This is a genomic window from Aeromonas sp. R1-1 (assembly GCF_040908495.1).
Classification (GTDB): Bacteria; Pseudomonadota; Gammaproteobacteria; order Enterobacterales; family Aeromonadaceae; genus Aeromonas; species Aeromonas veronii.
In genome coordinates this window covers 1-19,117 of record NZ_JBFODV010000178.1, presented here as the reverse complement: position 1 = coordinate 19,117, position 19,117 = coordinate 1, and the positions used below count along the sequence as shown (strand labels likewise).

The following is a 19,117-nucleotide window of genomic DNA, read 5'->3' as shown; positions in this document are numbered from 1 at the left end:
CTTGTAACCACCGCCACTGAGGATAAAACGGCGGTGTCTGCGCCAGTCATAACCGGTAGGCAATGCCGGGTCATAGCGCGATTTTGCCTGCCCCACAGGATCAGATTGCTCACTTGTGCCCATCCGGTTTCCCTCACTGGCATTGGTTAAACAGTGTCAGTCAGCTCTTTTTCAACTATAGCTGTCGCCGTTAGGCCCGGGGCTCAGGGGCCGGATACAGGGACGACAGATATATTACGGAGGCAATGATGGACAGAGATGGCATGGAAAAGCTTGCTGATCCTGATAGGCTAACTTTCGCCTGCAAGGATGAGATGCGAACGACTATGACTCGGTTCGATCAAGCAATTGACCAGTGAGTCGCACCGCCCCGCAGCGATGCAATCTGACTTAGCCAGGCAGATGAAGTGCCAGCCAGACCACTAGCGGGATCACCAGCACAGAGAGGGCATTGCCGCCGAGCACGATACTGGCCACCTTGTCCGGCTGGCAGTGATACTGTTCGCAGAGCATGTAATTCAAGACCGCAGGGGGCAAGGAAACCGACAACATCAACAGCGGGATCCACTCCGTCTTGAGCGGCAACAGCCAGATCGCCAGCAGCAGCGACAATCCCCCCGCCAGCAGATAGAGCAGGTTGCACTTGAGCGCGAGGCCCAGGTGATCGAGCTCCCCCTCCATCAGGCGAATACCCAACGCAAAGATGTAGCCCGCCGCCGAAAATGAAAAAGACTTGCGGGGAAAATGAAAAGCTATCGGCCCGGTAGTTTATCAAACTTGGTGGCACCGGAATCACTGAGTTTGATAACCCCGTTAAACCGGCATTAAACCTCTATCTCATAGGTCGGTAAATCCGGCGCCTCTCCTGCCAGCTCCCCTCCCCTGTAAAATGCCTTCTTGCCGATGGCTACACCGGTGCCCCGTACTGTGACCGTTCCACCCGCCAACGCGGTAAGAGTGGTGGTAGTGGTGCCTACTGCGGTCACTGTACCGACCAGCAAGGGATCTGCGCCCGGTACCAGCTCCAGGAATCGCTTAAACAGGTTCATACAAATCGCTCCACACTCAGTTGCTGGCGCACCGTCATGGCCCTGTTCTGCAGCGCAGCAGAGACCCTGACGCCCCGGTTGTAACCCTTCCAACCGTCCACGGCGAGCAGCGCACCTGGCAGGATCAAGCCGGTATCAGCAGATAACGGCAGCTCGATGGTCTGGGTACGCTTGGGCATGGTCTTGGCCAGCCCCACCACACCCTGGGCACGGGCGGCCGTCACATCACATACCAGCGGGTGGGTGATGGTCGGCGCTTGTTGTTCGCCAGCCGTTCCCTGGCGCATCACCCTCGCACTGATGCCCTGATGGCCACCGCTTACCCAGATCCCGTTGGCGGCATGACCCGGCTGGAAGTCACTGCCCAGGGTGGTAATGATGGCGCGGGGGATCGCCACATCGGCCTCTGCAGTATCAAGCTGCCATGGGACGGTGGGATAACGCGGCTTGATGACCAGATGACGGTTGCGCTGGTGTGGCAGCACAAAACCACCGGCCGCCTCGGCCAGGTACCTGACCACCTCGATCGGGGTCTGGTTATCCAGGCTAAAGAACCCGGCAGGCACCAACCAGTCAGCCGCTTGCCAATCCAGCGTCCAACCCACCGGCAATACGGCGGCAGCCAGCTGAGCCATGGTCGCAGCGGCCCCCTCACTCACCGCCTGCGCCAATACATGGGTCGGCGACAGATAAGCGGTACGCGAGCGGCCGGTCAGCGTTGCCGACTCGCGGCCAAAGCTCTGGCTCGATTGCCAACCATCGCACACGCAGTCCCATTGCTGACCGTTGATATGAATGCTGATCTCTTCCTCATAGGTCAACGCAGCCGCCGCGATACGGGGGATTTGAGCACTGAACTGCCATGCCCAGGAGTCGGTATCGAGCTCGATACTCACCGCCGTGGAAGGGATATCGAGCCCATCCCGTACCCGCACGATCTTCGCTGTATTGCTCACCAGATAAACCCTCCGGGTTGGAATGACGATTGCCGCATCACTGCCCTGCCAGACGAACTCCAGCTCTGCCGTGTCGCGCTTGCGACCGAACGCCAGCCGCAACATCCGCTTATCGGGGCGAATCGGTGGTTTGGGTGGTTCTGGCGGCAGCGTCTTGCCCTTGGATGGCCACATGGCCTCGTCCCAGCCATCACGCCAGCCCTCTATCTGCGGCTTGCCGTGGTGCCAGACTTGGGCGGCCACCCCTTTACCTATGGGGATGCCCTCTTGCCACTGGTCAGCCTGCCAAGCCTTGTCAAAGCGCGGCGGGTTGGTGAACCCGATCAGGCGCCAGCTGCCAACCGGCGCCGCCTCAACCCACAGGGACTGATTCGCCACATGGCCAGCAGCCAGGCTGTCATAGCCCTGGCGGTTCTGCTGGCTGACCGGCAGCCCTTCGGCAAAACGCTGTTGATTGGCCATGAACATCTGGGGCATCTGCTCGCCCAGCTCTGCCACCTGCTGCTGATGCGCGGCGGCCTGCTGCCACAGGGAGCGGCTGGTTGCCCGTTCGGTACCGGCCTTCTGCCATTCGCTACTGAGGTGCTGGGAATGGCTATCTGCCCGATCCCACGCATCCCCCATTGCACTGGCTGGGCCCCGGAATACGTTCTGGTCATACTCCCCGGCGATCACCGGCAACGGGGCTCTGGATGTGCTGGCCATGGTGCATTCAATGACGAACTCACCAACCAGCTCCCCCCGGCCATGGGTTTGGCTGGCAAGCACCGCATCAAGTACCACAGAGCCGTCAAGCATCGCGCTGGAGTGATGCGGGGCGCCAGCCAATACCGATGACAGCACCAGCCCCGGTGACGCACTCAGGCGTGGCGGCAAGTTGGTACTATTCAGGATGCCGACCAGGCGCACCACATCGGACTGGTTCAGCTCCAGCTGGCCATTGATGCTGCGAGCCTTACGCAGCGCTAGGCTGGCATCCTTTCTGGCCATATGGCCCCCCGGTTACGGTTCAGTGATGGTGGCGGTATTAATGCGGATCAGCGCACCGGCAAAAAACTCCGCTGCGGGCAGCTCCAGATCTGCACCGCTGCCTGGCACCCCGACATCGAGATCCGCAACAAAGGCCCCATCCCGGTCAACAATGCGCCCCCAGGTGGGTGCACCGCTGCCAGTGGCCATCTGCTCGGCCAGGGGTTTCAGGGTCAGCACCCCGCCGCGGATCGTCTTGGCGCAAGGGTGGCTGAACGTGAGCACCACCAGAGCCAGCTGGTCAGTCGTAGCCGCCCCTGGTGCCGGTTTGGTGCCGGTGTAGATGGTCAGCTTGGCACTGGCCCCGCTGCCTGTATCAATGGCCGTGGCCAATAGCTGGGCGCGACTGGTGCGCAGCCCTTCGGCATAGGAGATCATGGTTGTTTCCTCTTGAGCGGGGCAATCATGGGGAAAGGCTCGGGCGCCACCCCACCGCCAGGCGGATAGGGCTTTGGCGCCTGATAGTCGGCGGCCACCGCGTTGTAATCGGCAGGGCCATATGCCGGGTCATCCTGGGCGACCACCATATAACGGCGATTCAGCCACAACAGATCGAACCGATAGACTCCATCCGATGCGCGGCTGTAGGTCTCACCAACCAGCTCACCATCCTGGGTAAAGCAGAGCACCCGGCGCCGTACCCCCATCCCGCTGATGGTCACCGTGCTCTCAATAAACCCCTGCTCCACGTTGCGCACCCCATCGCGGATCCAAAAGTAATCCCGCCCCTTGCAGATCACTCGCTGGCTCATCTGCTGGATATTCAACGGGCCAGGATAAAACGGCGGTTTCCCTTGCCACGCCACATCTTGCGGCAGGAACTGGGCGCGGGTCTCCTGGTTGGCCACGGTAACGGTCATCGGGGTGGTGAACAGCACATAGGTAAACTCGACTTGGAGCGGGACAAATTCAGTCCCAATCCTGGCCAGGCGGTCTCCCGGTTGCAACTCTATCCATATCTTGTATTGCGTTGAGGCAATGAATTGCGTTGAGCGGGTAAACACCTTGGTCTGGTAGTAGCCAAACACCTGCCCATTGATAGCGGCCAAGCCGAGATAGGGTGCATCAGCTGGCCCTTGAGTGGTCACCCCGACGACCGTCAGCACCGCCATACCATTGAGGTAGGCCAGTTTGGCAACCACAGCGCCAGTCGCATCAAACAGCACCCCAGTCTGACCAGGCAAAATCCCCCTGGCCAAGACGTAGGATGGTGCAGTGCCAGAAGCGACCAACCCGACCCCTGATTGATGTTCAATAGCAGCACCGGCTGGCAATACCAGATCCGGCTGCAACGCGGTGTACTGCCCTGCCGTCAGCGCAGCAAAGTCGCCACTAAATCCAGCAGGTGCTGTCTGAATAAGCACCCGCACCATGGCCACGCCAGACCCGGTATATGTTGACTGGGCACGCAGATTACTAAACCTCATTGCTGCAAATTTTTGCGGTTGGCAGGCAAAGCTAAACGATTGGTTGCGGTTACCAACCGGGTCAGTGGTAAAGACTAAAGCGCTATCGCTAAAGCTCAAGGCGCCAAAAGTGAGTGGGTATGCGCCTGCTTGGGGTGCTTTGGTCAGGCTGGCCAGGTTCGGGCCATACCAAAGACCATGGCGATAAGCGCCATCATAACGGGTGCGAATCGCCGCCAGTACCCCCCCAGTATCATCCAGAAACTCCAGATCCATATCTGAATAATCTGGGTTCCAGTTGCCGTTGCTTATTTCCAACCTGAACACGTAGTTTCTAGGCGCAAGTGTGATCGTCTTGGTAGGGAGTACCCCAGTGTCTCCCCCAGCACCAGAGCTGTAGATAAACTTGAAAATACCTATATCGACCGTCTCGCCAAAATTGGCAGCCCAATCAGGCCCATCCGTACTTTCAACGTTGTAAAAAGGTACATTTCCAGAGCCAGATTGGGATTGCACAACAACTAGGAAACCCCTGCTCGGTGCAAAAGTCGCCATGACTTACCTCCAAGGCCCAGTAAGGTCAAAGCCCATCAGGCAGGTCTGCCCCCAGTTATAATTGTTCTCGTCATACCCAACCCGGACAAAACGCAACAGCTTGCCAGGCATGGCAGGCAGGTCTTTGAAGTTCTTCCTGTCCCATGCCCCTATGGTGGCAAACGGGCATACCAAACCGGGCAAGAACCCACGCAAGTGGTTGCCACTCTCGATCACCATGGTGGGATCCTGGGTCACATAAAAACCGTTGTCCGGGCCGTTGGGTATATTCAAGCCGTTGCCGAATCGGCCAAACAGCCCTTTAATAAACCAGTTAGTGGCACCAAATAGCTGATGATATGGCCGGGCAATGACCCGGTGGCTGGCGTTGTCAAAGTTGGGGTAAAAGTTGCCCCAGAGCGTGTTGCCTCCTGACCCTCCTTGCCAGTTTCGTCCGGCTTCATTGGCATTGGTGGTCGGATAGTGGTTAATCACGGCATGATAGCGGTCGCCTGGCCGAACCGATCTGATATAGCCAAAGCTATACATAAACTGGTAGTTACCTGCCGCATAAGCAGGCATGAAGTAAAACAGCTGGCTATCGCCCACCAGATCCCAACGCCGGTTGGAAAAGCGCCCGGTACAAGGCCAGCGCCACTCCCCAATATTGGTGTAACTGTTGATATCCATCACATCCTCAACCATCGCCACCTTGGCCAGATAGTTGAAATAGTTTGGCCCCATCCACCCCGTAAACGCCGAATTGTCGATGCGCAGGCTGACATTGCCCGACTCACTGACATTGGTGGGACGCACGATAAAGATCTTTCCGTCCCCACTTTCGTGGGTGATCGTCCAGCCCAGCGGTGCCACCTTCATGGTCATGGCCGCGCCAGAACCGGCAGCACCGGGGTTGCCGCCGTCAATCTCAAACCAGACCTGAGTGGCGGTGACCTGCATCACCCGATGCTCGCCGTTGTAGGCAGCAGGCGATACCCCCTCGACCTGGACAACTGAGTCTTGCAGATAGGCATGGCCACCGGTAAAGGTCGCCACCGCCCACCCCTTGGTAGTATCGAAAGCCAGCGCGTTGATGGTCAGGGTGCCAAAGCCGGTGACCAGCACCGCCTTGAGCAGCGCCGCCAGGGCGCCCTCTGCGGTATCGCCCAGGCTCGGGGCCCCCTGCATCTCGCTTGCAAACCATTTGACCTTGTATTCAGCCATTGCTTTTCTCTCCACGGGCAAGGCGCAACGCCTCACCGGTTAACGGTTGACGTTGCCCCTTAGCTGGGCCTCGAAACGGTCGGTATCCACTGCCGCCACCGACTGCAAGATGGTGCGGATAAACCAGATCGGGTAATTGGCGGCGTAGGTGTTGAAGCGCAGCACGTTGCCCACAGCCCAACCGGCGCCCCAGCCACGCCGGTCAAGCCTGAAATAGGGCTGGCCGTTGTTGGGGTTGATGGGGGCAAAGTCGGTATTCACATCCCCCACCGCAATTTGGCCCACATGCTCGCCGACCAAAATAAACGTGGTGCTGGTCTGGAAGATGATGGCCCAGCGCTCTTGCAGGGTCGCCCGGTTGGTCACCACGATCGGGAAGTCCGTATCGTTGTATTCCGCCGTGCAGGGGTCGCCAATCAGAAAATCAGACCAGTTATTTGTCCAGGTGCGTTGGTCGAACAGCGCCCCATAGCGAGCCCACAGGTCACCGATGATCAGGGCGCTGGAGACCAGGGTATCTGCCGCCTCATAGTTGTGACTGAGGGGCCGAGCCAGGGTGATGCGGCCCGAGATCTCCACATCGGTGGCCAGGCTCATATCCTCGACCCGGTGAACCACGGTCAGCGGCTCCACATAGCCGGTCAGGTTCAGTGGGCTGGCCAAGGTCACTATCCCACTGTTCATGTTGACGCTGTAGAGCTGCGGCGCCAGCTCCTTGCCGTTCTTGTCCTCCACCCGGCAATAGGCCAGCCGTTCGCGCCCGATATTGAGCTGCTGACCGGCCTGTACTCCCATGGGGAAGGCACTGCGCTTGGTGGAATGCACCACCACTATGTAACCCTTGCGAATGAAGGGCACCCGGCCATCTGATGGCAGGCGCACCGGATCCAGCTTGATCAGATCCGCATCGAGCGGCAGATAGCTATAGACCACCGCATTAAACCGGATGGTGTCAGCCACCACCGACAAGGGGCGCCAGATCTTGCCATCGACCACCATATCGGGGTCGTACCAGGGTTTACTCTCGTTGCCCGCCGCCGTCACCAGGCGGCCAAAGCGCACCGATACCACCCCGGTCTGATAGTCCACCTTGCCGGTTACATCCTGGCTGGTGATGGTGCCATCGCCGTTGGCGGTCACCTCAAATCGGCGCCCGTCTGCGGTGTTGCCGCTCAGGTAGAGGCTGGATGGCGCAATGGGTGCCCCCGGCGTCCTGAACGTCACCTCGTCCACGGTCTGGGCCACCAGGCTGGTGACCAACGAACTCAGGGCAGGCACTGGCGCCGCACCGGGGTTCCAGACCGTCACGGTCGCCTTGCCGGTGGCGTAATCCAGTGTCCCGGCCTGCTCACCGGCTCCGGTGGCAGGGTCGATGTTGCGATAGAGGATCCCTTGCCTGTCCACATAGACCGACCCGCCCAGGGCAAAGCGCACTGAGTTGGCCAGGATCGCCTCGCCGTTGCGCGGGGTGATATCCAGCACCAACGGGGTGGCTGTCACTGTGTCCTGACCCGCGCTGCTGGCGTTGTTGCTGCGGTACTCCACCTCGACCCAACCACTGTCGTCCACCGGGAACAGGTAGGCGGCCTGCACATAGTAGATTTCAACCAACGTCCAGCGCTGGCGGGCAATGGTATTGCCGTGACCATCGCCATAGGTGCCGATAGTTCGCCACTCATAGCGGGTTTTCGGAATGCCGCCCTGGCCATCCGGCTTGATGGTGATCTTGCCGGTGGTGTAGTTGACGGTGCCCCGTTCAACCCCTGCCGCATCCAGTAGCTTGCCCGCGCCGTTGTCGCGCACACTGATGATCGGGTCACGGGTAGCGATCACCAGTTCGGTGTCGTCCTTCACATCCTCATAAAGGGCATTCCAGCGCAGCGAGACCATTCTGGGGGTCAGGTTCTGCTTGGTCAGCTGCAGGGTGATCGTCCCGTCCGGGTTGCGGGCCGGGTAGTCAAAGCGTTGGGTATCCGGGTCGCCGTACTGGTAAACAACCTGGTACTCCTGGCCGCCATCGGGCAAGGTCGCCACCCGCAGGGCCAGATCGCCGGTCACATAATTGATGGTGCCGGTAGCATCGCCGGTCAGCTGGCCCGACCCGTTGTCGATGGCGGTTTTGGTCGCGCTACCGGCTTGCCAGGTCAGGGTCAGACTGTTGGGGGTGATCCCCTCATGGGCCAGCTTATGGGTCAGCTGCACCGGATCCAGCACCATGCTGGCGCGGTTGAGGTAAGAGACCTTGGTGCCCCAGCTGAACATGATCGAGCTGTTCACATCCGGCAGCGACCCCAGGGTCAGCACCACAGAGCCGGTGGTGAAGTTGAGCAGGCCAGAGCCATAGGATTTGTCCTGGCCAAACAACTCCCCGCGCCCGTTGTCTTTCAGGTCGTACCATTTGCCCTGGGCCAGATAGCTGACGGTCAGCGAACCGGGGCAAGGGGTGGGCAGCAGGGTCGCGGTGTAGGCATAGCCCCGGTTGTTGGCGGCGATCTGGATCTGGGCCGTGTCAGCGATGCGCGATGGCATCACTGCCGGGCGAAAGCTCACGGTTTTGCTGGCCGCGCCATAGTTCGGGCACTGGCTGTTGAAGGTCAGCAGGCCGCGCCCGTAGTCGATAGCCCCCACCACGGTACCGACCAGGAACAGCTCGCCGCCCTTGTCGGTGATCACTGCCGCGCCTATGGTGACCGATACGCTGCCCGGCATGGCACCAATCCCCAGGAACAGCCCCTGACTGGGGCTGACCGGTGAGGTGGTGGTGAAGGTGTGGGGACTGCCCACCCCGGATTCCAGCAGGGCGCCCAGCTCACCGGCAGCGGTCAGATCGACTACAGGGGTTTCACTGCGGGCACTGGGTACCAGCTGGGTGAAAATGGTCTTGGCCTGCACTCGCATTGCACCCAGCGCCGCATCCGCGACCAGCTTGGTGGTCGAAAAGTAGTTGGCGGCGTCGGCCACCACGGTTTCCCGCAGGGTGGTCTTGGTGGTTGCCTGGTCATAGGGGCTGGGCTGCTCCCCCTCAAAGGTGTGGCGCAGCGGGTCAGTGATCACGCAAGTGACTACGTTGCGGGTGAACTCGCCCTGGTATCCCGCCACCCCGAACTTGCGCAGCTCGGCGGTTACCCGGTCAACCCGTACATACTGCTCAACCTCGTTCCCCTTCCCTTCGTTGCCGACCAGTACCAGCACCTCCCCGACCTCCGGCAACCGTACCTCAATGCGTTGCAGGATGCGGATCGCCCGCTGCCCTTCCAGCTGGGTATCGTAGAGCACCCCTTGCCACTTAGGGCCTCGGGCCTGATAGCGCTCCAGAGTGTTGCGTGCGTTATCGCGGGTGTCGTTGTGGTCTTTGGTGGTCATCAGCGTCAGGTTGACGCTGGGGTCACTGGGCGGCAGCAGCACCATGGCATTGGCGCCATAGTAAGTGTCGGTGTCGTCCGTCTGCACCGCCAGAAACGCCTTGCGCATATTCACGGTGCCATAGGCCCGATCCATATCGCTGACATCAGGGAACAGGCTGTTATGGTTGCCGCTGATGATCTCGCGGCCAGTGATTCGACCACCGCCGTCATCGGTATCAACCAGGCGCTGGCTGGCCAACAGCACGATATCGCCAGATAGAATGGTCATGGGGTTACCTCTGTGAGATTCAGGGTCAAGGCATAGGGGTCGCCACCTTCCGGATCGGCCATCTCGACCAAGGGGGTCGCCACCACACCAGGGCGGCGCCACACCACGGTGCGGGCCACGCCATCGAGCAGGGTCAACGTCATCAGCCGGGCCACCTGCGCCTCCAGCACCTTGAGCTCCTGCACCTTGGCGCGGGAGCAATGCCCGCTCAGGGTCAGCGGCCGTCCCTCGGGCTTGGCGGTCTCCTCCACCAACAGGGCGCCACTCAAGGTCGGAGTCACCACCTGCTCGACCGGCGCCCACTCGAACTCGTCGCGCCAGACCAGATCATCTGGCAGCAGCACGCTGTTTAAGGTCACGTTCATTGGCGAAGTCCTTGCTGTTTAAGGAGTGAAATCAGGGCATTCGCATTGGCCTCATCGGCCTGCAGTTCGGCCGTTCCCCCTGCCCCTTTGAGCTCGATGGTGATCCGCTCGGACAAGGGCCTGCGTGTCCCTGGGGTGTTGGTGCTGGGAGTAGATGGCGCGACAGCCGGGGCCGTTGTGTGGGCGGCGGCCTGATTGGTTTTGGCACTCTCCTTGGCCAACGCTTTGTTGAGCTCATTTTTAAGGCGGGCCTGCATCGCCTCCATCTCTTTTTGGAACTTCTCGCCGTAATACTTGCTCCACTCGCTGTAGGCCGGAATATCCTTGACCTTCTGGCTGTAGCGGGCCAGCTCCTCCTCCACCCCGGCCAGGGTATTGGCCAGCCCCTCGGCATTACCGCGCAGGCTGTTGATATCCACGCTCTTGTAGTAGAAGGAACCGGCGTTCACGGTGCGGGTGATATCGCCTCTACCACCGCCCCCGCCGCTACTGGCAAGGCTGGCATTGGTCTGCTTGGCTTCATCCTGTACCCCTTTAAGCCCCGCCCGCATCGCATCGGTGGCCCCTTTGGCCCGCGCTGCGGCCTCGTCAAAGCCATCACCAATGGCCGCGACGGCCTGCTTGGTATCGCCACTCCCCCCTTTCACCTTGGCCATGGCGTCGCTTGCGATGGCCATGGCGCGGGCCAGCGCATCCCCGGTGATCTTGCCCTGGGCGGCCAGTTGCTTTTGCCGCGCGATCACCGCATCGATCTCGGCGGTGGTCTTGGCGCTGTTGTAAGCGGCAGCCAGCGCCTCCTCGATGGCGGCGCTACTGGCACCCGTGTGCGCCACCAATACATCCAGGGCGCCGATGGTCTTTTGAAAGCCCGCACCGATACGACCATTAGCCCGTTCGAAGTCCAGCCCCAACTCCTCAAACGCTTTGGCCAACTGGGCTGGGCCATCGGCAGCGGTTTGCTTGGCCACCGCATTGATCTCGGCCAGATAGTCACGGGTGTCCTTGACCTCCGCCCCCAGTGCTTTAACGGCTGCAGCGCCTTGTCGCCAGCTTCCAGTGGCCTCGTCGTAATGCACCTTGCCCTCGGCGACCAGGCGATCCAGATCCGCCATGCTGGTGATTGCAAAACCCAGCTCGGCTGACAGGGCGGCAAACTGACCATTGAGGCGGGCCTGAGTCTCTGAGCGCAGCCCTTGCGCCTCCCGAAGTGCCAGCTCAGCCTGCACCAGCTGACGCAAGGCAGAGGCGAACTGGGTGATCTGGATGATGGACTCGACCGCCACGGCGGCCAGCAGCCCCTTGACGGCAGCGCCCAGCACCCTGACCCCTATCGCCGCACCGGCTGCAGCCGTGCCCGCTGTCGTCATACCGCCTGCTGCTGTCGCTGTCGCCACAGGCATGGCAATAAACTGGGCGTAGAGACTGCGCAGATCACCCATCCAGCCCACGATTTTCAGGCCGACCCAAGCCTGGGCCAGCACGGTCAGCGCGGTGCGCCACTCATAGAGGGTCTGGATCAGCGACTTGAGGGTTTCCCCCATGGTGATAAAGCCATCGGAGAGGCGCTTGGCCCATGCCTGCAGGCGGCCATCCCTGGCCATCGCCTCAAACTCAGCATTAAGGCTGGCCAGCTGGTTTTTGAGCCAGGCCAGCGCCCCGTTCTCGGCCACCATCCGGTAAAACTTGGCGAGGTTGTCCTGGGCATTGGAGATAAGCCCGGAGAGCAGGCTCATGTTGTCAGCAGCGGCACCGCGCGATTGGGCCGCAATCTCGTTCATCAGGGCCGAGATGGTCTCGCGGCCCAACTTGCCCGCCTCAGAGAGCTTCTGCAGCTCGGCGGTATTCTTGCCAGTCACCTGCTCCAACATCTGCCAGACCGGCACGCCCCGCTCAATCAGCTGCAGGATCTCCTCACCCTGCAGCTTCTGCTTGGCCCAGGCTTGGCCAAGCGCCAGGGAGATGCCCTGCACCTCTTCAAAACCGCCGCCCAATTTGAACGCCTGATCGACAATGCCCTGCATGGCCCCCGCCATGGGGTCGATGCCGAACGCCTTGAGGCGCACGAACACCTGGGTGACTTCACTGAGCTGCAGGGGGGTGTTCTTGGCAAAGTCCTGGATCCAGGCTGACGCCTCTTTGCCACCAGCAATCGACCCCATCACGGCCTTGAGCTGCACATCGAGGCGCTCGGCCTGATCGCCGGTCTGGAACATGGCGAGCAGTTGGGTCGTCAGAGTCTGAATACCGAACCAGGTACCCGCCAACGCCACCAGGCGGCCGGTCAGACTGCCGATGGCCCCTTGAAAACCACCTGCCTGCTGACTGCTCTGGCTAAGCTCGCGCCCCAGCCGTTCGGTCTGGGCGACACTCCTGGTCAGCTCACGCTGCAGGCGCTGCTGTTCCTGGGCAAGATTCTTGGTATCGAGCCCGGACTGCTTGAGCCCTGCATGCAGGCGGGTATGACTGGCGGATTGAGCGACCAGCTGGCGCTCCAGCTGCTTGACCTCGGAGGCCAGCAACCGCTCTTGTTCAGCCAGCGCCTTGGCATCACCGGCGCCTGCTTGGCTGGAGCGGCGCAACTGCTCCAGCTTGTCACGGCTGAGCACGGTCGCCAGTTCGAGCTGGGCCAGGGCGGCTTTGGAGTCATTGAACTGCTGGATCAGCGCCTGCTGACGGCTTAACGATTCGAGGGTTTCAGCCAGCTGCGCCGTTTCGGCGGCCGTCTCGTCCGAGATCGGGCCCAGCTCCTGCACCTCACCCGCCAAGGCGGCCAGGTCTTCCCGACCAGTGACCTTGGCCGCCAACTCTAGAGCTAGTTTGAGGGTGGTTGAGGTGGACATGGGGCTATCTCGTTAAAGTGCGATAGCTCCCATTTTGAAATTCATTAGGAGGATTAAGGGTTTATGGTGGATTAAAGAGTATTGCGTCCCAAACGGTACACTCGTATCATCTGAGCGTCACTCGACGTTAGGCTCCCGCTCGCCGAGGGGTTTAGCGATCCACTAGTCACGTTGTGATGCCTTGCGACTCGCCACGTGTCCCACTAGTCCCAATGGTTCCATGGGGTCTATGGGGTCCACGAGTTGCCGGTTAGTTTAAGCCATGCGCTTTGCGCTAGGACCCGTCGAGTGCGTATGTGGAGGGACGTAGTTATGAAAAAACCATCTGACTACGGCCTAGTTAAGGAGCGTATCGAGCTTGCCACCAGCATTGTTGTTCTTGTGAAAGAAGTCTATCTTCTTCTCGGTGCAATGATTGCTTTTGGTATTGGTCTCATCACTCTCATTAACATGGCTTCAAACTACCTTTTAGGAATTATCAGAAGTTGTGAACGAGCCAAGATGGACTGTAAAGTTTGAGGTAAAACCTGGCTCCTGGGTCTATGTTCCCACAAAACAAGTTGCTGACTATGGCCGACGGATTCACGATGAATTACTAAAGCGCTATCGTTGCCCCCGATATTACTTTCATCTTCAATCAGGTGGTCATTTAGCTGCTTTACAACATCATGTTGATGACCGTTTTTTCGCCCATCTTGATATAAGAAACTTCTTTGGCAGCATCAGCCGTACCCGCATTACTCGAAGTCTAAAAGATATCCTCAGCTATCCGATCGCTAGAGATATAGCCAAAAAGTCAACAGTCCCTGTATCGAATGGGCAAAGCTATAGCCATTGTCTGCCCTATGGATTTGTTCAGTCTCCTCTATTGGCATCCATTTGTTTACATCGTAGCCATTTAGGAACAGTGATAGAGAGATTACATCGAACTGGTTATGTGCGTATCAGCTTGTATATGGATGATTTGATAGTGTCAGGGATGAATGAATCCATAACAAAAATGGCCTTTGAATTGATCAAAAAAGCCGCATCGAAGTCTCATTTTGAATTAAATCAAACGAAGGAAGCAAAAACGCAACCACTTATTGAGTGCTTCAACATTCGTCTTTCTCATAGATGTTTAGAAATCACAAATAACCGGCTCATCTCGTTAGCAGAACAGTATAGTGCATCTGACAATGATTTTGTTCACGATGGCATCACTAGCTACATAAAATCAGTTAACCCAGCTCAATTAGCTGTTTTTTCACAGCTCATATAAACACGATACCGTTTTTAGTCGATTTACATCGGATGACTCTATACGATCTAGGGGCTATACATAGCTATAGCAGAGGAATTTTACATTTTCTTGGGACATATCACAGGATTATCGCCAGCATTCAATTATTCTTAACTAATAGTTCTTGCAGCTACAGATTTAATTTAGTGGCAAGTCGTATCCCTCAACACATGGAGTTAAGAATAGACATGAAAATCAAGTCAAATGGCAATCTTAAACAACTTCAAAAAAATTTGGAAAAAATATCAGAGACAACTCAAGTAACTCTGGTTGAATTGATGCCATCTCAGTTCATATCAAACTGTAGTAGATTCAATTCATTAGAGGAATTTTTTGAAGCATCCGGATTTAAGATCGACTCACCAGAAGACTTTGCAGCGATCCCTGACGATGAATGGGATATCTTTATCAAAGAAAATACCACATATGAAGATTGGTCAGAAATGCAGCAAGCTGCTGCTGCCGTATATTTTAAGTCTGCATTACACAAAGGGATGCGCTAGTAAGATATTAGCTATCTTGTACATTGTGTTAGGTATTGCACGGCGGGTCTCCCCGCCGTTTTCATAGCCCTACAACCCGAATCGTCACACCGTCACCGGTCTATCTACATAGAAGGAGGCTGTTTCGCTATCCACGGCCAGCAGCCGCCCTACAACTCGCTCACTGATAACACACTGACCTGTCATTTCTGACAGTGGCAAGTGAGCTTAGACGGTCAAAACTTAGATTCTCTTGAGCAAAGGTATGAAATGAATGTATCAATTTGGTATCTGGCATGAGGGGGGGCACCACACCATACAAGGGCTGCCGATCCTGAAACATCTATTGCGCTCACTCCATGGGGATGTGATGGTGCGCTATGTCTGTCGTGCCGATACCCCTTGCACCCTGTTTCTGATCATCAAGGATGGCGTGCCACACCAGAAGTTTAAGGAGGGTACTCCGCCGCTGGACTGGCAGTGGTTAGAAAACTCCATCCTGCCCCTTTCTGCTTCATCCAAACCCTCTGTTATGTTAAAAATGCTTGAAAATCGCTGAAATTACATGGTTTTATCCTCACCTTCAGGAAATACCAACCGAGACACTCATTACAAGGTGACATCGTTGATACATATAGATTTCAAAAGCATGCTTTTGGGTGGAGCATTATCTATTGCAGTTGGTAGTGGGCTCTATGGCTTGTATCTCAAAAAATTCGCGCCACCACTTTTTGTGCAAGCTCAGGCTTATGAACTCGTTAACGAATGCTATTCTCTACTCGCAAATAACAACGCTATTAAAATTGAACAATTTTTACAAAAAGTAGAGACCGAAATGTCTGAGATTCATAAATCAGATGCTGTTGTCGCGATCACTAACTTATCAATTGGAGAAACGCCCAACAGAGCTATCGGCATGGGCACTCCGCTGGTGATGTGCATTAAGCAGCTAGAGTCGAGGACTCGTCATTGAAAACGGCGGTCTCCCCGCCGTTTTATATTACCCATCACACAGTCACCGGCCGATCCACATAGAAGGGGGCGGTCTCGCCATCCACGGCCAGCAACTCCCCCTCCAGCTCGATCTCGATGGGCTTGTCACTCATAAAGTCCACTGCCTTCTTGGGCGACAAGCTGGCACGGGGCACTGTCAGTTTGATGGCCTCGCCGCTGACGATACTGCGGCCATCAAGCAACAGCCGCGCCTTGATCTCCGGCTGGATGTTGCCCGCGATGCGGGTACCGGTCACCGCATTATAGGTACCGCTGACCGTCAGGCTGCCGCCATCGGCTACCGAGCTACCTTTCATCGCCCGCACCAGCCCGAGCGCATAGTTGACCTCGATATCGGTACCCACCACCAGCGCCGTGGCCCCTTCCTTGATGGCCAGACCGGTTGCGGCAATATTGCTTTTGCCGAGCGGAGCCCACTTCGGCCAGGCGGGCAGAACGACCTGCAGATCAGTCAGCGTCCCGGCCCCCTGATTAATGGGGCTCTCCAGACCCATAAAGGCAGCGGCCAGCAGCACGGGCGGGATCTCGGTGGTCTTGATGGTGACCATGGCAGGCTTGGGAATGTGGTAGTTCTCCCGCGCCTGACCATACTGGCCCTTGCGCTTGCTGGGAATGGAGATCTTCTGGCTGTCTGGTTTCACTTCCAGGCTATCCACATCGATGGGGCCAATCACCCCGGCCGAGACCCCGTTGGTAAAGGTCTCGATAAAGAGATCCCCTTCCAGGTGCAGTGTTTCGCTCATCATCGCTCTCCTTTGAATTTCACTCGGGTAGTAAAGGCAAGCGGCAGATAGGCTGCACCGCCGCTGTAACTGGGTTTGACCGGTGGGGTGACCCGGCGAAAGGTACTATCACCACATGCTCGCCCACTGACGGCCTGCAGGATGCGGCCAAGCCACACTCCGGCACTGACCTCCCTTGGGCTGGCGCGATGCACCAGCACCAGCAACCAGAGCTGATCAAAGCTGCTGGCCCGGCCTGACTGGGTGCCTTCGCTCTCACGTTCGCCCTGATACACCACATGCACCGCCGGACTGTGCTGGCCCAGATTGGCGATGGCCGCCACATCGGTGGCCACAAACACCTCCCTGAGCCCCGCAGGTTTGAGGGGGGCCAGCAGCTCACGCAGCCGCTCGCCCGCCTGCAGGTAGTCGAGTTCAACACCAGACTGGTTGGTGGGTTGGCTCATAGAAAGCCCCCCTTGTCGCGCCCCTTACTCCGGCCAAAGACGCGCCCATCCGAGTGCAGTTGAGCCAGGTTCTGGCTCTCCAGGGTGGCGCCATCGGATGCCAACCCCAGCGCCAGCTCCCCCTTACCAACCAATTTCAGAAAGGCCAGGGCCGCCTCATTGCGCTTGGCTATCTGCTCCGGTGCCTGTTCACCATAGAGACGATGACGGGCGATATCGGCGCAAATAGGTACCAGGGCACTCGGGATATGGGCCAGCGGCAAGGGATAGCGACCCGCCAGATAGCCATCGATCAAGGCGCCTGCATCCTGCAGGGCGATGGTGATAGCCGCCTGATCCAGCTCACCGGTCGGCGTCATGGCCAGGCGCAGCAACTCGGCCTCGCCAAAGCGGATCACCATGTCATTGACGCTGGCATACATATCACTGCTCTCCGTTCTGGCCAGATGGCTGCTCATCCTTGACCGGGTATTGCACTTCGGTCGCCGCGATCGCCGTCACCAGTTCGGCCTTCTTGAGCTTGGCCGCCTCCGGGATACTCATCTGCACCGCCAGCTCGCGCAGCTCATCGACCTTCATTTCGGCCAGCGGCGTGACCTTGCCCGCCTGGGTGGCGTCACTATTCTGGGTGGCAACACCGGCCAGATAGCCCGAACCGGTCAGGACGCCCAGTGTTGCGTCCAGATCCCCAGGCGCCGATGGTGCATCACCTGCCTGAAAGCTGGCGTCTTCAGCCAACCGGACGACCACCAGACGCGGGTCGTTCTCCAGGGTCGCGCACTGCTCAGGCGACACAACCATCTCAGACTTGCCCGGTACAATCGGTAGGCCCGCACGGAAATAGTTCTGACGAACCATTGACCCTGTTTTGCAAAGAATGCCGACTCGAATAGCCAGTTCCATCTCTTGTTCCATCTCATGTTTTCCTCGTCGAATCTGATAGAGAGGCTGTTTAAACCGGGGTTAAACAGCCATAACGCAGGGTTAGAGGTAGTCAGCCACCACCAGCTCCAACTTGCCTTTCAGCTCGTTGCTGCTGCTATTCGCCAGCTCTCGCTCCAGCATCTGGGTCGCCAGCTTCTCAAGGGAGGGCGGTACCACCAGCAGAGTGGCCTTCACCCCGAGCTTGCGGCCGCCATCGGCTTGAAACTCCCGCATTTTGGAGAAGGCATCCCACAGGTTGTCGGGGGTCAGCGCCCGCTTGTTGGCAAAGGCCAACTGCCAGAAACCAAAGCCTGCGGCATCACGGCAATCGACCCCGTAACGGAACTCCTTGCGGGTGAATACCGCCTCGTCATCGACCTTGGTCATGGCAACCAGCTGCGGCGACTTGCGATCCTGGAAGATGACCGGCTTGAGGGCGCGGCTGGTATCGAGCAGGAACCAGGGCTCCCCCTGATAACCGGCATCCACCACCACATTGGCGCTCAGAACAGGGGTACCGGTGCCATCGGCCTTGGGATAGACAGGGTGATCGGTGTCGAAGAAATACTGGCCGTCATAGCAAGGCGTGGTGAAGCCTGCGCCCAGCAGGCCAAAGCAGAGCTCGTCGGGGTGGATCCCTGCCGCCAAGCCCATCTCTTGAAACAAGGGGGCATAGATACCCAGCTCGTCATCTTCGATATCGTTGCGATCGACCGCCACGGTGGCCTCGAAGTCTTCGTTGACGATCTGGTAACCGTGCGCCTTCATCGACTCGATCACCCGATCACCAACCCACTTGCGCAGACTGGGAAACTTGCCCAGCCAGCCATAGGTGTTGGACTTGGTGGTCGATTTGATCACGGTGGCGATCTTGGTGTACTGGGCAGGTGCTTCACCCTTGGCGTCTTCAAAGTTCTTCTTGAAGCCGGTGAAGAGGGCCTGCAACAGCGCGGGAGTAACAATGGCCATACGGGTGTTCCTTCTCTGGTTAAACAGGTTGGTCTGGCGGTCGTGTTCGTCCGATTACGCCGCTGCGCGGCTAAGCGAACCTACCGGCCTTTTGCCTTGGCAAACTCTTCGTAACTGATACCGAGTTGATCGGCGGCATACTTGTCATCTGCCGAGAGCACCGCATTCTCCGTTCGATCGGGCAGGGTCAGCTGGGTGGTCTGGCTGGCGGCCAGGGCGGC

At 58.3% G+C, this 19,117-nt stretch carries 18 protein-coding genes and 1 pseudogene; 5 read left to right on the top strand and 14 right to left on the bottom strand.

Going from position 1 to position 19,117, the window contains the following annotated elements; all coding sequences use genetic code 11:
* Positions 1-390: 390 nt before the first annotated feature.
* The 9 genes and pseudogenes from AB5Y92_RS10975 to AB5Y92_RS10935 all read right to left on the bottom strand — a co-directional run.
* A pseudogene (locus AB5Y92_RS10975) lies at positions 391-705 on the bottom strand (AEC family transporter); the annotation flags it as partial.
* A 119-nt stretch (positions 706-824) separates the two neighbouring features.
* Complete coding sequence (locus AB5Y92_RS10970) at positions 825-1,049, bottom strand: hypothetical protein (RefSeq protein WP_040069247.1); 225 nt, start codon at positions 1,047-1,049, stop codon at positions 825-827.
* A complete protein-coding gene (locus tag AB5Y92_RS10965) occupies positions 1,046-2,995 on the bottom strand; it encodes a hypothetical protein (protein ID WP_368226767.1) in 1,950 nt (649 codons plus the stop codon). The genes AB5Y92_RS10970 and AB5Y92_RS10965 overlap by 4 nt, the downstream gene beginning before the upstream one ends.
* 12 nt (positions 2,996-3,007) lie before the next feature.
* Complete coding sequence (locus AB5Y92_RS10960) at positions 3,008-3,412, bottom strand: hypothetical protein (RefSeq protein ID WP_139462590.1); 405 nt, start codon at positions 3,410-3,412, stop codon at positions 3,008-3,010.
* The gene (locus tag AB5Y92_RS10955; protein WP_368226766.1) at positions 3,409-4,995 is read right to left on the bottom strand and encodes a hypothetical protein; all 1,587 of its coding nucleotides are present in this window, start codon (positions 4,993-4,995) and stop codon (positions 3,409-3,411) included. The genes AB5Y92_RS10960 and AB5Y92_RS10955 overlap by 4 nt, the downstream gene beginning before the upstream one ends.
* A gap of 3 nt (positions 4,996-4,998) precedes the next feature.
* Positions 4,999-6,198 (bottom strand): hypothetical protein, encoded by a 1,200-nt coding sequence (locus AB5Y92_RS10950; RefSeq protein ID WP_368226765.1) that lies wholly within the window; start codon positions 6,196-6,198, stop codon positions 4,999-5,001.
* Positions 6,199-6,237: 39 nt separating this feature from the next.
* Positions 6,238-9,831 carry a curculin (mannose-binding) lectin protein gene (locus tag AB5Y92_RS10945; protein WP_368226764.1) on the bottom strand — a complete coding sequence of 1,198 codons (3,594 nt, stop codon included), beginning with the start codon at positions 9,829-9,831 and terminating at the stop codon, positions 6,238-6,240.
* A complete protein-coding gene (locus tag AB5Y92_RS10940; protein ID WP_267511921.1) occupies positions 9,828-10,196 on the bottom strand; it encodes a hypothetical protein in 369 nt (122 codons plus the stop codon). The genes AB5Y92_RS10945 and AB5Y92_RS10940 overlap by 4 nt, the downstream gene beginning before the upstream one ends.
* Positions 10,193-13,036, bottom strand: coding sequence for a tape measure protein (locus AB5Y92_RS10935; RefSeq protein ID WP_368226763.1), 2,844 nt, complete (start codon positions 13,034-13,036; stop codon positions 10,193-10,195). Before AB5Y92_RS10935 ends, AB5Y92_RS10940 begins: the two co-directional genes overlap by 4 nt.
* Positions 13,037-13,348: 312 nt before the next feature.
* On the opposite strand from AB5Y92_RS10935, the gene AB5Y92_RS10930 reads away from it, so the two are divergent.
* The 5 genes from AB5Y92_RS10930 to AB5Y92_RS10910 all read left to right on the top strand — a co-directional run bounded on the left by AB5Y92_RS10930 (position 13,349) and on the right by AB5Y92_RS10910 (position 15,773).
* Positions 13,349-13,555: a hypothetical protein gene (locus tag AB5Y92_RS10930; protein WP_060585869.1), complete on the top strand. Its 207-nt coding sequence runs from the start codon at positions 13,349-13,351 to the stop codon at positions 13,553-13,555.
* A complete protein-coding gene (locus AB5Y92_RS10925; protein WP_158109412.1) occupies positions 13,524-14,297 on the top strand; it encodes a reverse transcriptase domain-containing protein in 774 nt (257 codons plus the stop codon). Before AB5Y92_RS10930 ends, AB5Y92_RS10925 begins: the two co-directional genes overlap by 32 nt.
* A gap of 209 nt (positions 14,298-14,506) precedes the next feature.
* Positions 14,507-14,821, top strand: coding sequence for a hypothetical protein (locus AB5Y92_RS10920; protein ID WP_158109413.1), 315 nt, complete (start codon positions 14,507-14,509; stop codon positions 14,819-14,821).
* 349 nt (positions 14,822-15,170) lie between these two features.
* Complete coding sequence (locus AB5Y92_RS10915) at positions 15,171-15,359, top strand: hypothetical protein (RefSeq protein WP_279491806.1); 189 nt, start codon at positions 15,171-15,173, stop codon at positions 15,357-15,359.
* A gap of 66 nt (positions 15,360-15,425) precedes the next feature.
* A complete protein-coding gene (locus AB5Y92_RS10910) occupies positions 15,426-15,773 on the top strand; it encodes a hypothetical protein (protein ID WP_279491805.1) in 348 nt (115 codons plus the stop codon).
* Between the two features lie 34 nt (positions 15,774-15,807).
* Here AB5Y92_RS10910 and AB5Y92_RS10905 read toward each other — a convergent pair whose 3' ends face one another.
* The 5 genes from AB5Y92_RS10905 to AB5Y92_RS10885 all read right to left on the bottom strand — a co-directional run bounded on the left by AB5Y92_RS10905 (position 15,808) and on the right by AB5Y92_RS10885 (position 18,896).
* Positions 15,808-16,557 carry a hypothetical protein gene (locus AB5Y92_RS10905; RefSeq protein WP_368226768.1) on the bottom strand — a complete coding sequence of 250 codons (750 nt, stop codon included), beginning with the start codon at positions 16,555-16,557 and terminating at the stop codon, positions 15,808-15,810.
* Positions 16,557-17,003 (bottom strand): hypothetical protein, encoded by a 447-nt coding sequence (locus tag AB5Y92_RS10900; protein ID WP_368226762.1) that lies wholly within the window; start codon positions 17,001-17,003, stop codon positions 16,557-16,559. The genes AB5Y92_RS10905 and AB5Y92_RS10900 overlap by 1 nt, the downstream gene beginning before the upstream one ends.
* Positions 17,000-17,425: a gp436 family protein gene (locus AB5Y92_RS10895; protein WP_368226761.1), complete on the bottom strand. Its 426-nt coding sequence runs from the start codon at positions 17,423-17,425 to the stop codon at positions 17,000-17,002. The genes AB5Y92_RS10900 and AB5Y92_RS10895 overlap by 4 nt, the downstream gene beginning before the upstream one ends.
* A 1-nt stretch (position 17,426) precedes the next feature.
* Complete coding sequence (locus tag AB5Y92_RS10890; protein WP_368226760.1) at positions 17,427-17,804, bottom strand: Rho termination factor N-terminal domain-containing protein; 378 nt, start codon at positions 17,802-17,804, stop codon at positions 17,427-17,429.
* A 183-nt stretch (positions 17,805-17,987) separates the two neighbouring features.
* Positions 17,988-18,896 carry a Mu-like prophage major head subunit gpT family protein gene (locus AB5Y92_RS10885; protein ID WP_368226759.1) on the bottom strand — a complete coding sequence of 303 codons (909 nt, stop codon included), beginning with the start codon at positions 18,894-18,896 and terminating at the stop codon, positions 17,988-17,990.
* Between the last annotated feature and the right edge of the window lie 221 nt (positions 18,897-19,117).

Excerpts from the sequence above, each read along its gene's own strand:
- AB5Y92_RS10970 (WP_040069247.1), bottom strand. The coding sequence starts at position 1,049 with ATGAACCTGTTTAAGCGATTCCTGGAGCTGGTACCGGGCGCAGATCCC.
- AB5Y92_RS10965 (WP_368226767.1), bottom strand. The coding sequence starts at position 2,995 with ATGGCCAGAAAGGATGCCAGCCTAGCGCTGCGTAAGGCTCGCAGCATC.
- AB5Y92_RS10960 (WP_139462590.1), bottom strand. The coding sequence starts at position 3,412 with ATGATCTCCTATGCCGAAGGGCTGCGCACCAGTCGCGCCCAGCTATTG.
- AB5Y92_RS10955 (WP_368226766.1), bottom strand. The coding sequence starts at position 4,995 with ATGGCGACTTTTGCACCGAGCAGGGGTTTCCTAGTTGTTGTGCAATCC.
- AB5Y92_RS10950 (WP_368226765.1), bottom strand. The coding sequence starts at position 6,198 with ATGGCTGAATACAAGGTCAAATGGTTTGCAAGCGAGATGCAGGGGGCC.
- AB5Y92_RS10945 (WP_368226764.1), bottom strand. The coding sequence starts at position 9,831 with ATGACCATTCTATCTGGCGATATCGTGCTGTTGGCCAGCCAGCGCCTG.
- AB5Y92_RS10940 (WP_267511921.1), bottom strand. The coding sequence starts at position 10,196 with ATGAACGTGACCTTAAACAGCGTGCTGCTGCCAGATGATCTGGTCTGG.
- AB5Y92_RS10935 (WP_368226763.1), bottom strand. The coding sequence starts at position 13,036 with ATGTCCACCTCAACCACCCTCAAACTAGCTCTAGAGTTGGCGGCCAAG.
- AB5Y92_RS10930 (WP_060585869.1), top strand. The coding sequence starts at position 13,349 with ATGAAAAAACCATCTGACTACGGCCTAGTTAAGGAGCGTATCGAGCTT.
- AB5Y92_RS10920 (WP_158109413.1), top strand. The coding sequence starts at position 14,507 with ATGAAAATCAAGTCAAATGGCAATCTTAAACAACTTCAAAAAAATTTG.
- AB5Y92_RS10915 (WP_279491806.1), top strand. The coding sequence starts at position 15,171 with ATGGTGCGCTATGTCTGTCGTGCCGATACCCCTTGCACCCTGTTTCTG.
- AB5Y92_RS10905 (WP_368226768.1), bottom strand. The coding sequence starts at position 16,557 with ATGAGCGAAACACTGCACCTGGAAGGGGATCTCTTTATCGAGACCTTT.
- AB5Y92_RS10900 (WP_368226762.1), bottom strand. The coding sequence starts at position 17,003 with ATGAGCCAACCCACCAACCAGTCTGGTGTTGAACTCGACTACCTGCAG.
- AB5Y92_RS10895 (WP_368226761.1), bottom strand. The coding sequence starts at position 17,425 with ATGTATGCCAGCGTCAATGACATGGTGATCCGCTTTGGCGAGGCCGAG.
- AB5Y92_RS10890 (WP_368226760.1), bottom strand. The coding sequence starts at position 17,804 with ATGGTTGTGTCGCCTGAGCAGTGCGCGACCCTGGAGAACGACCCGCGT.
- AB5Y92_RS10885 (WP_368226759.1), bottom strand. The coding sequence starts at position 18,896 with ATGGCCATTGTTACTCCCGCGCTGTTGCAGGCCCTCTTCACCGGCTTC.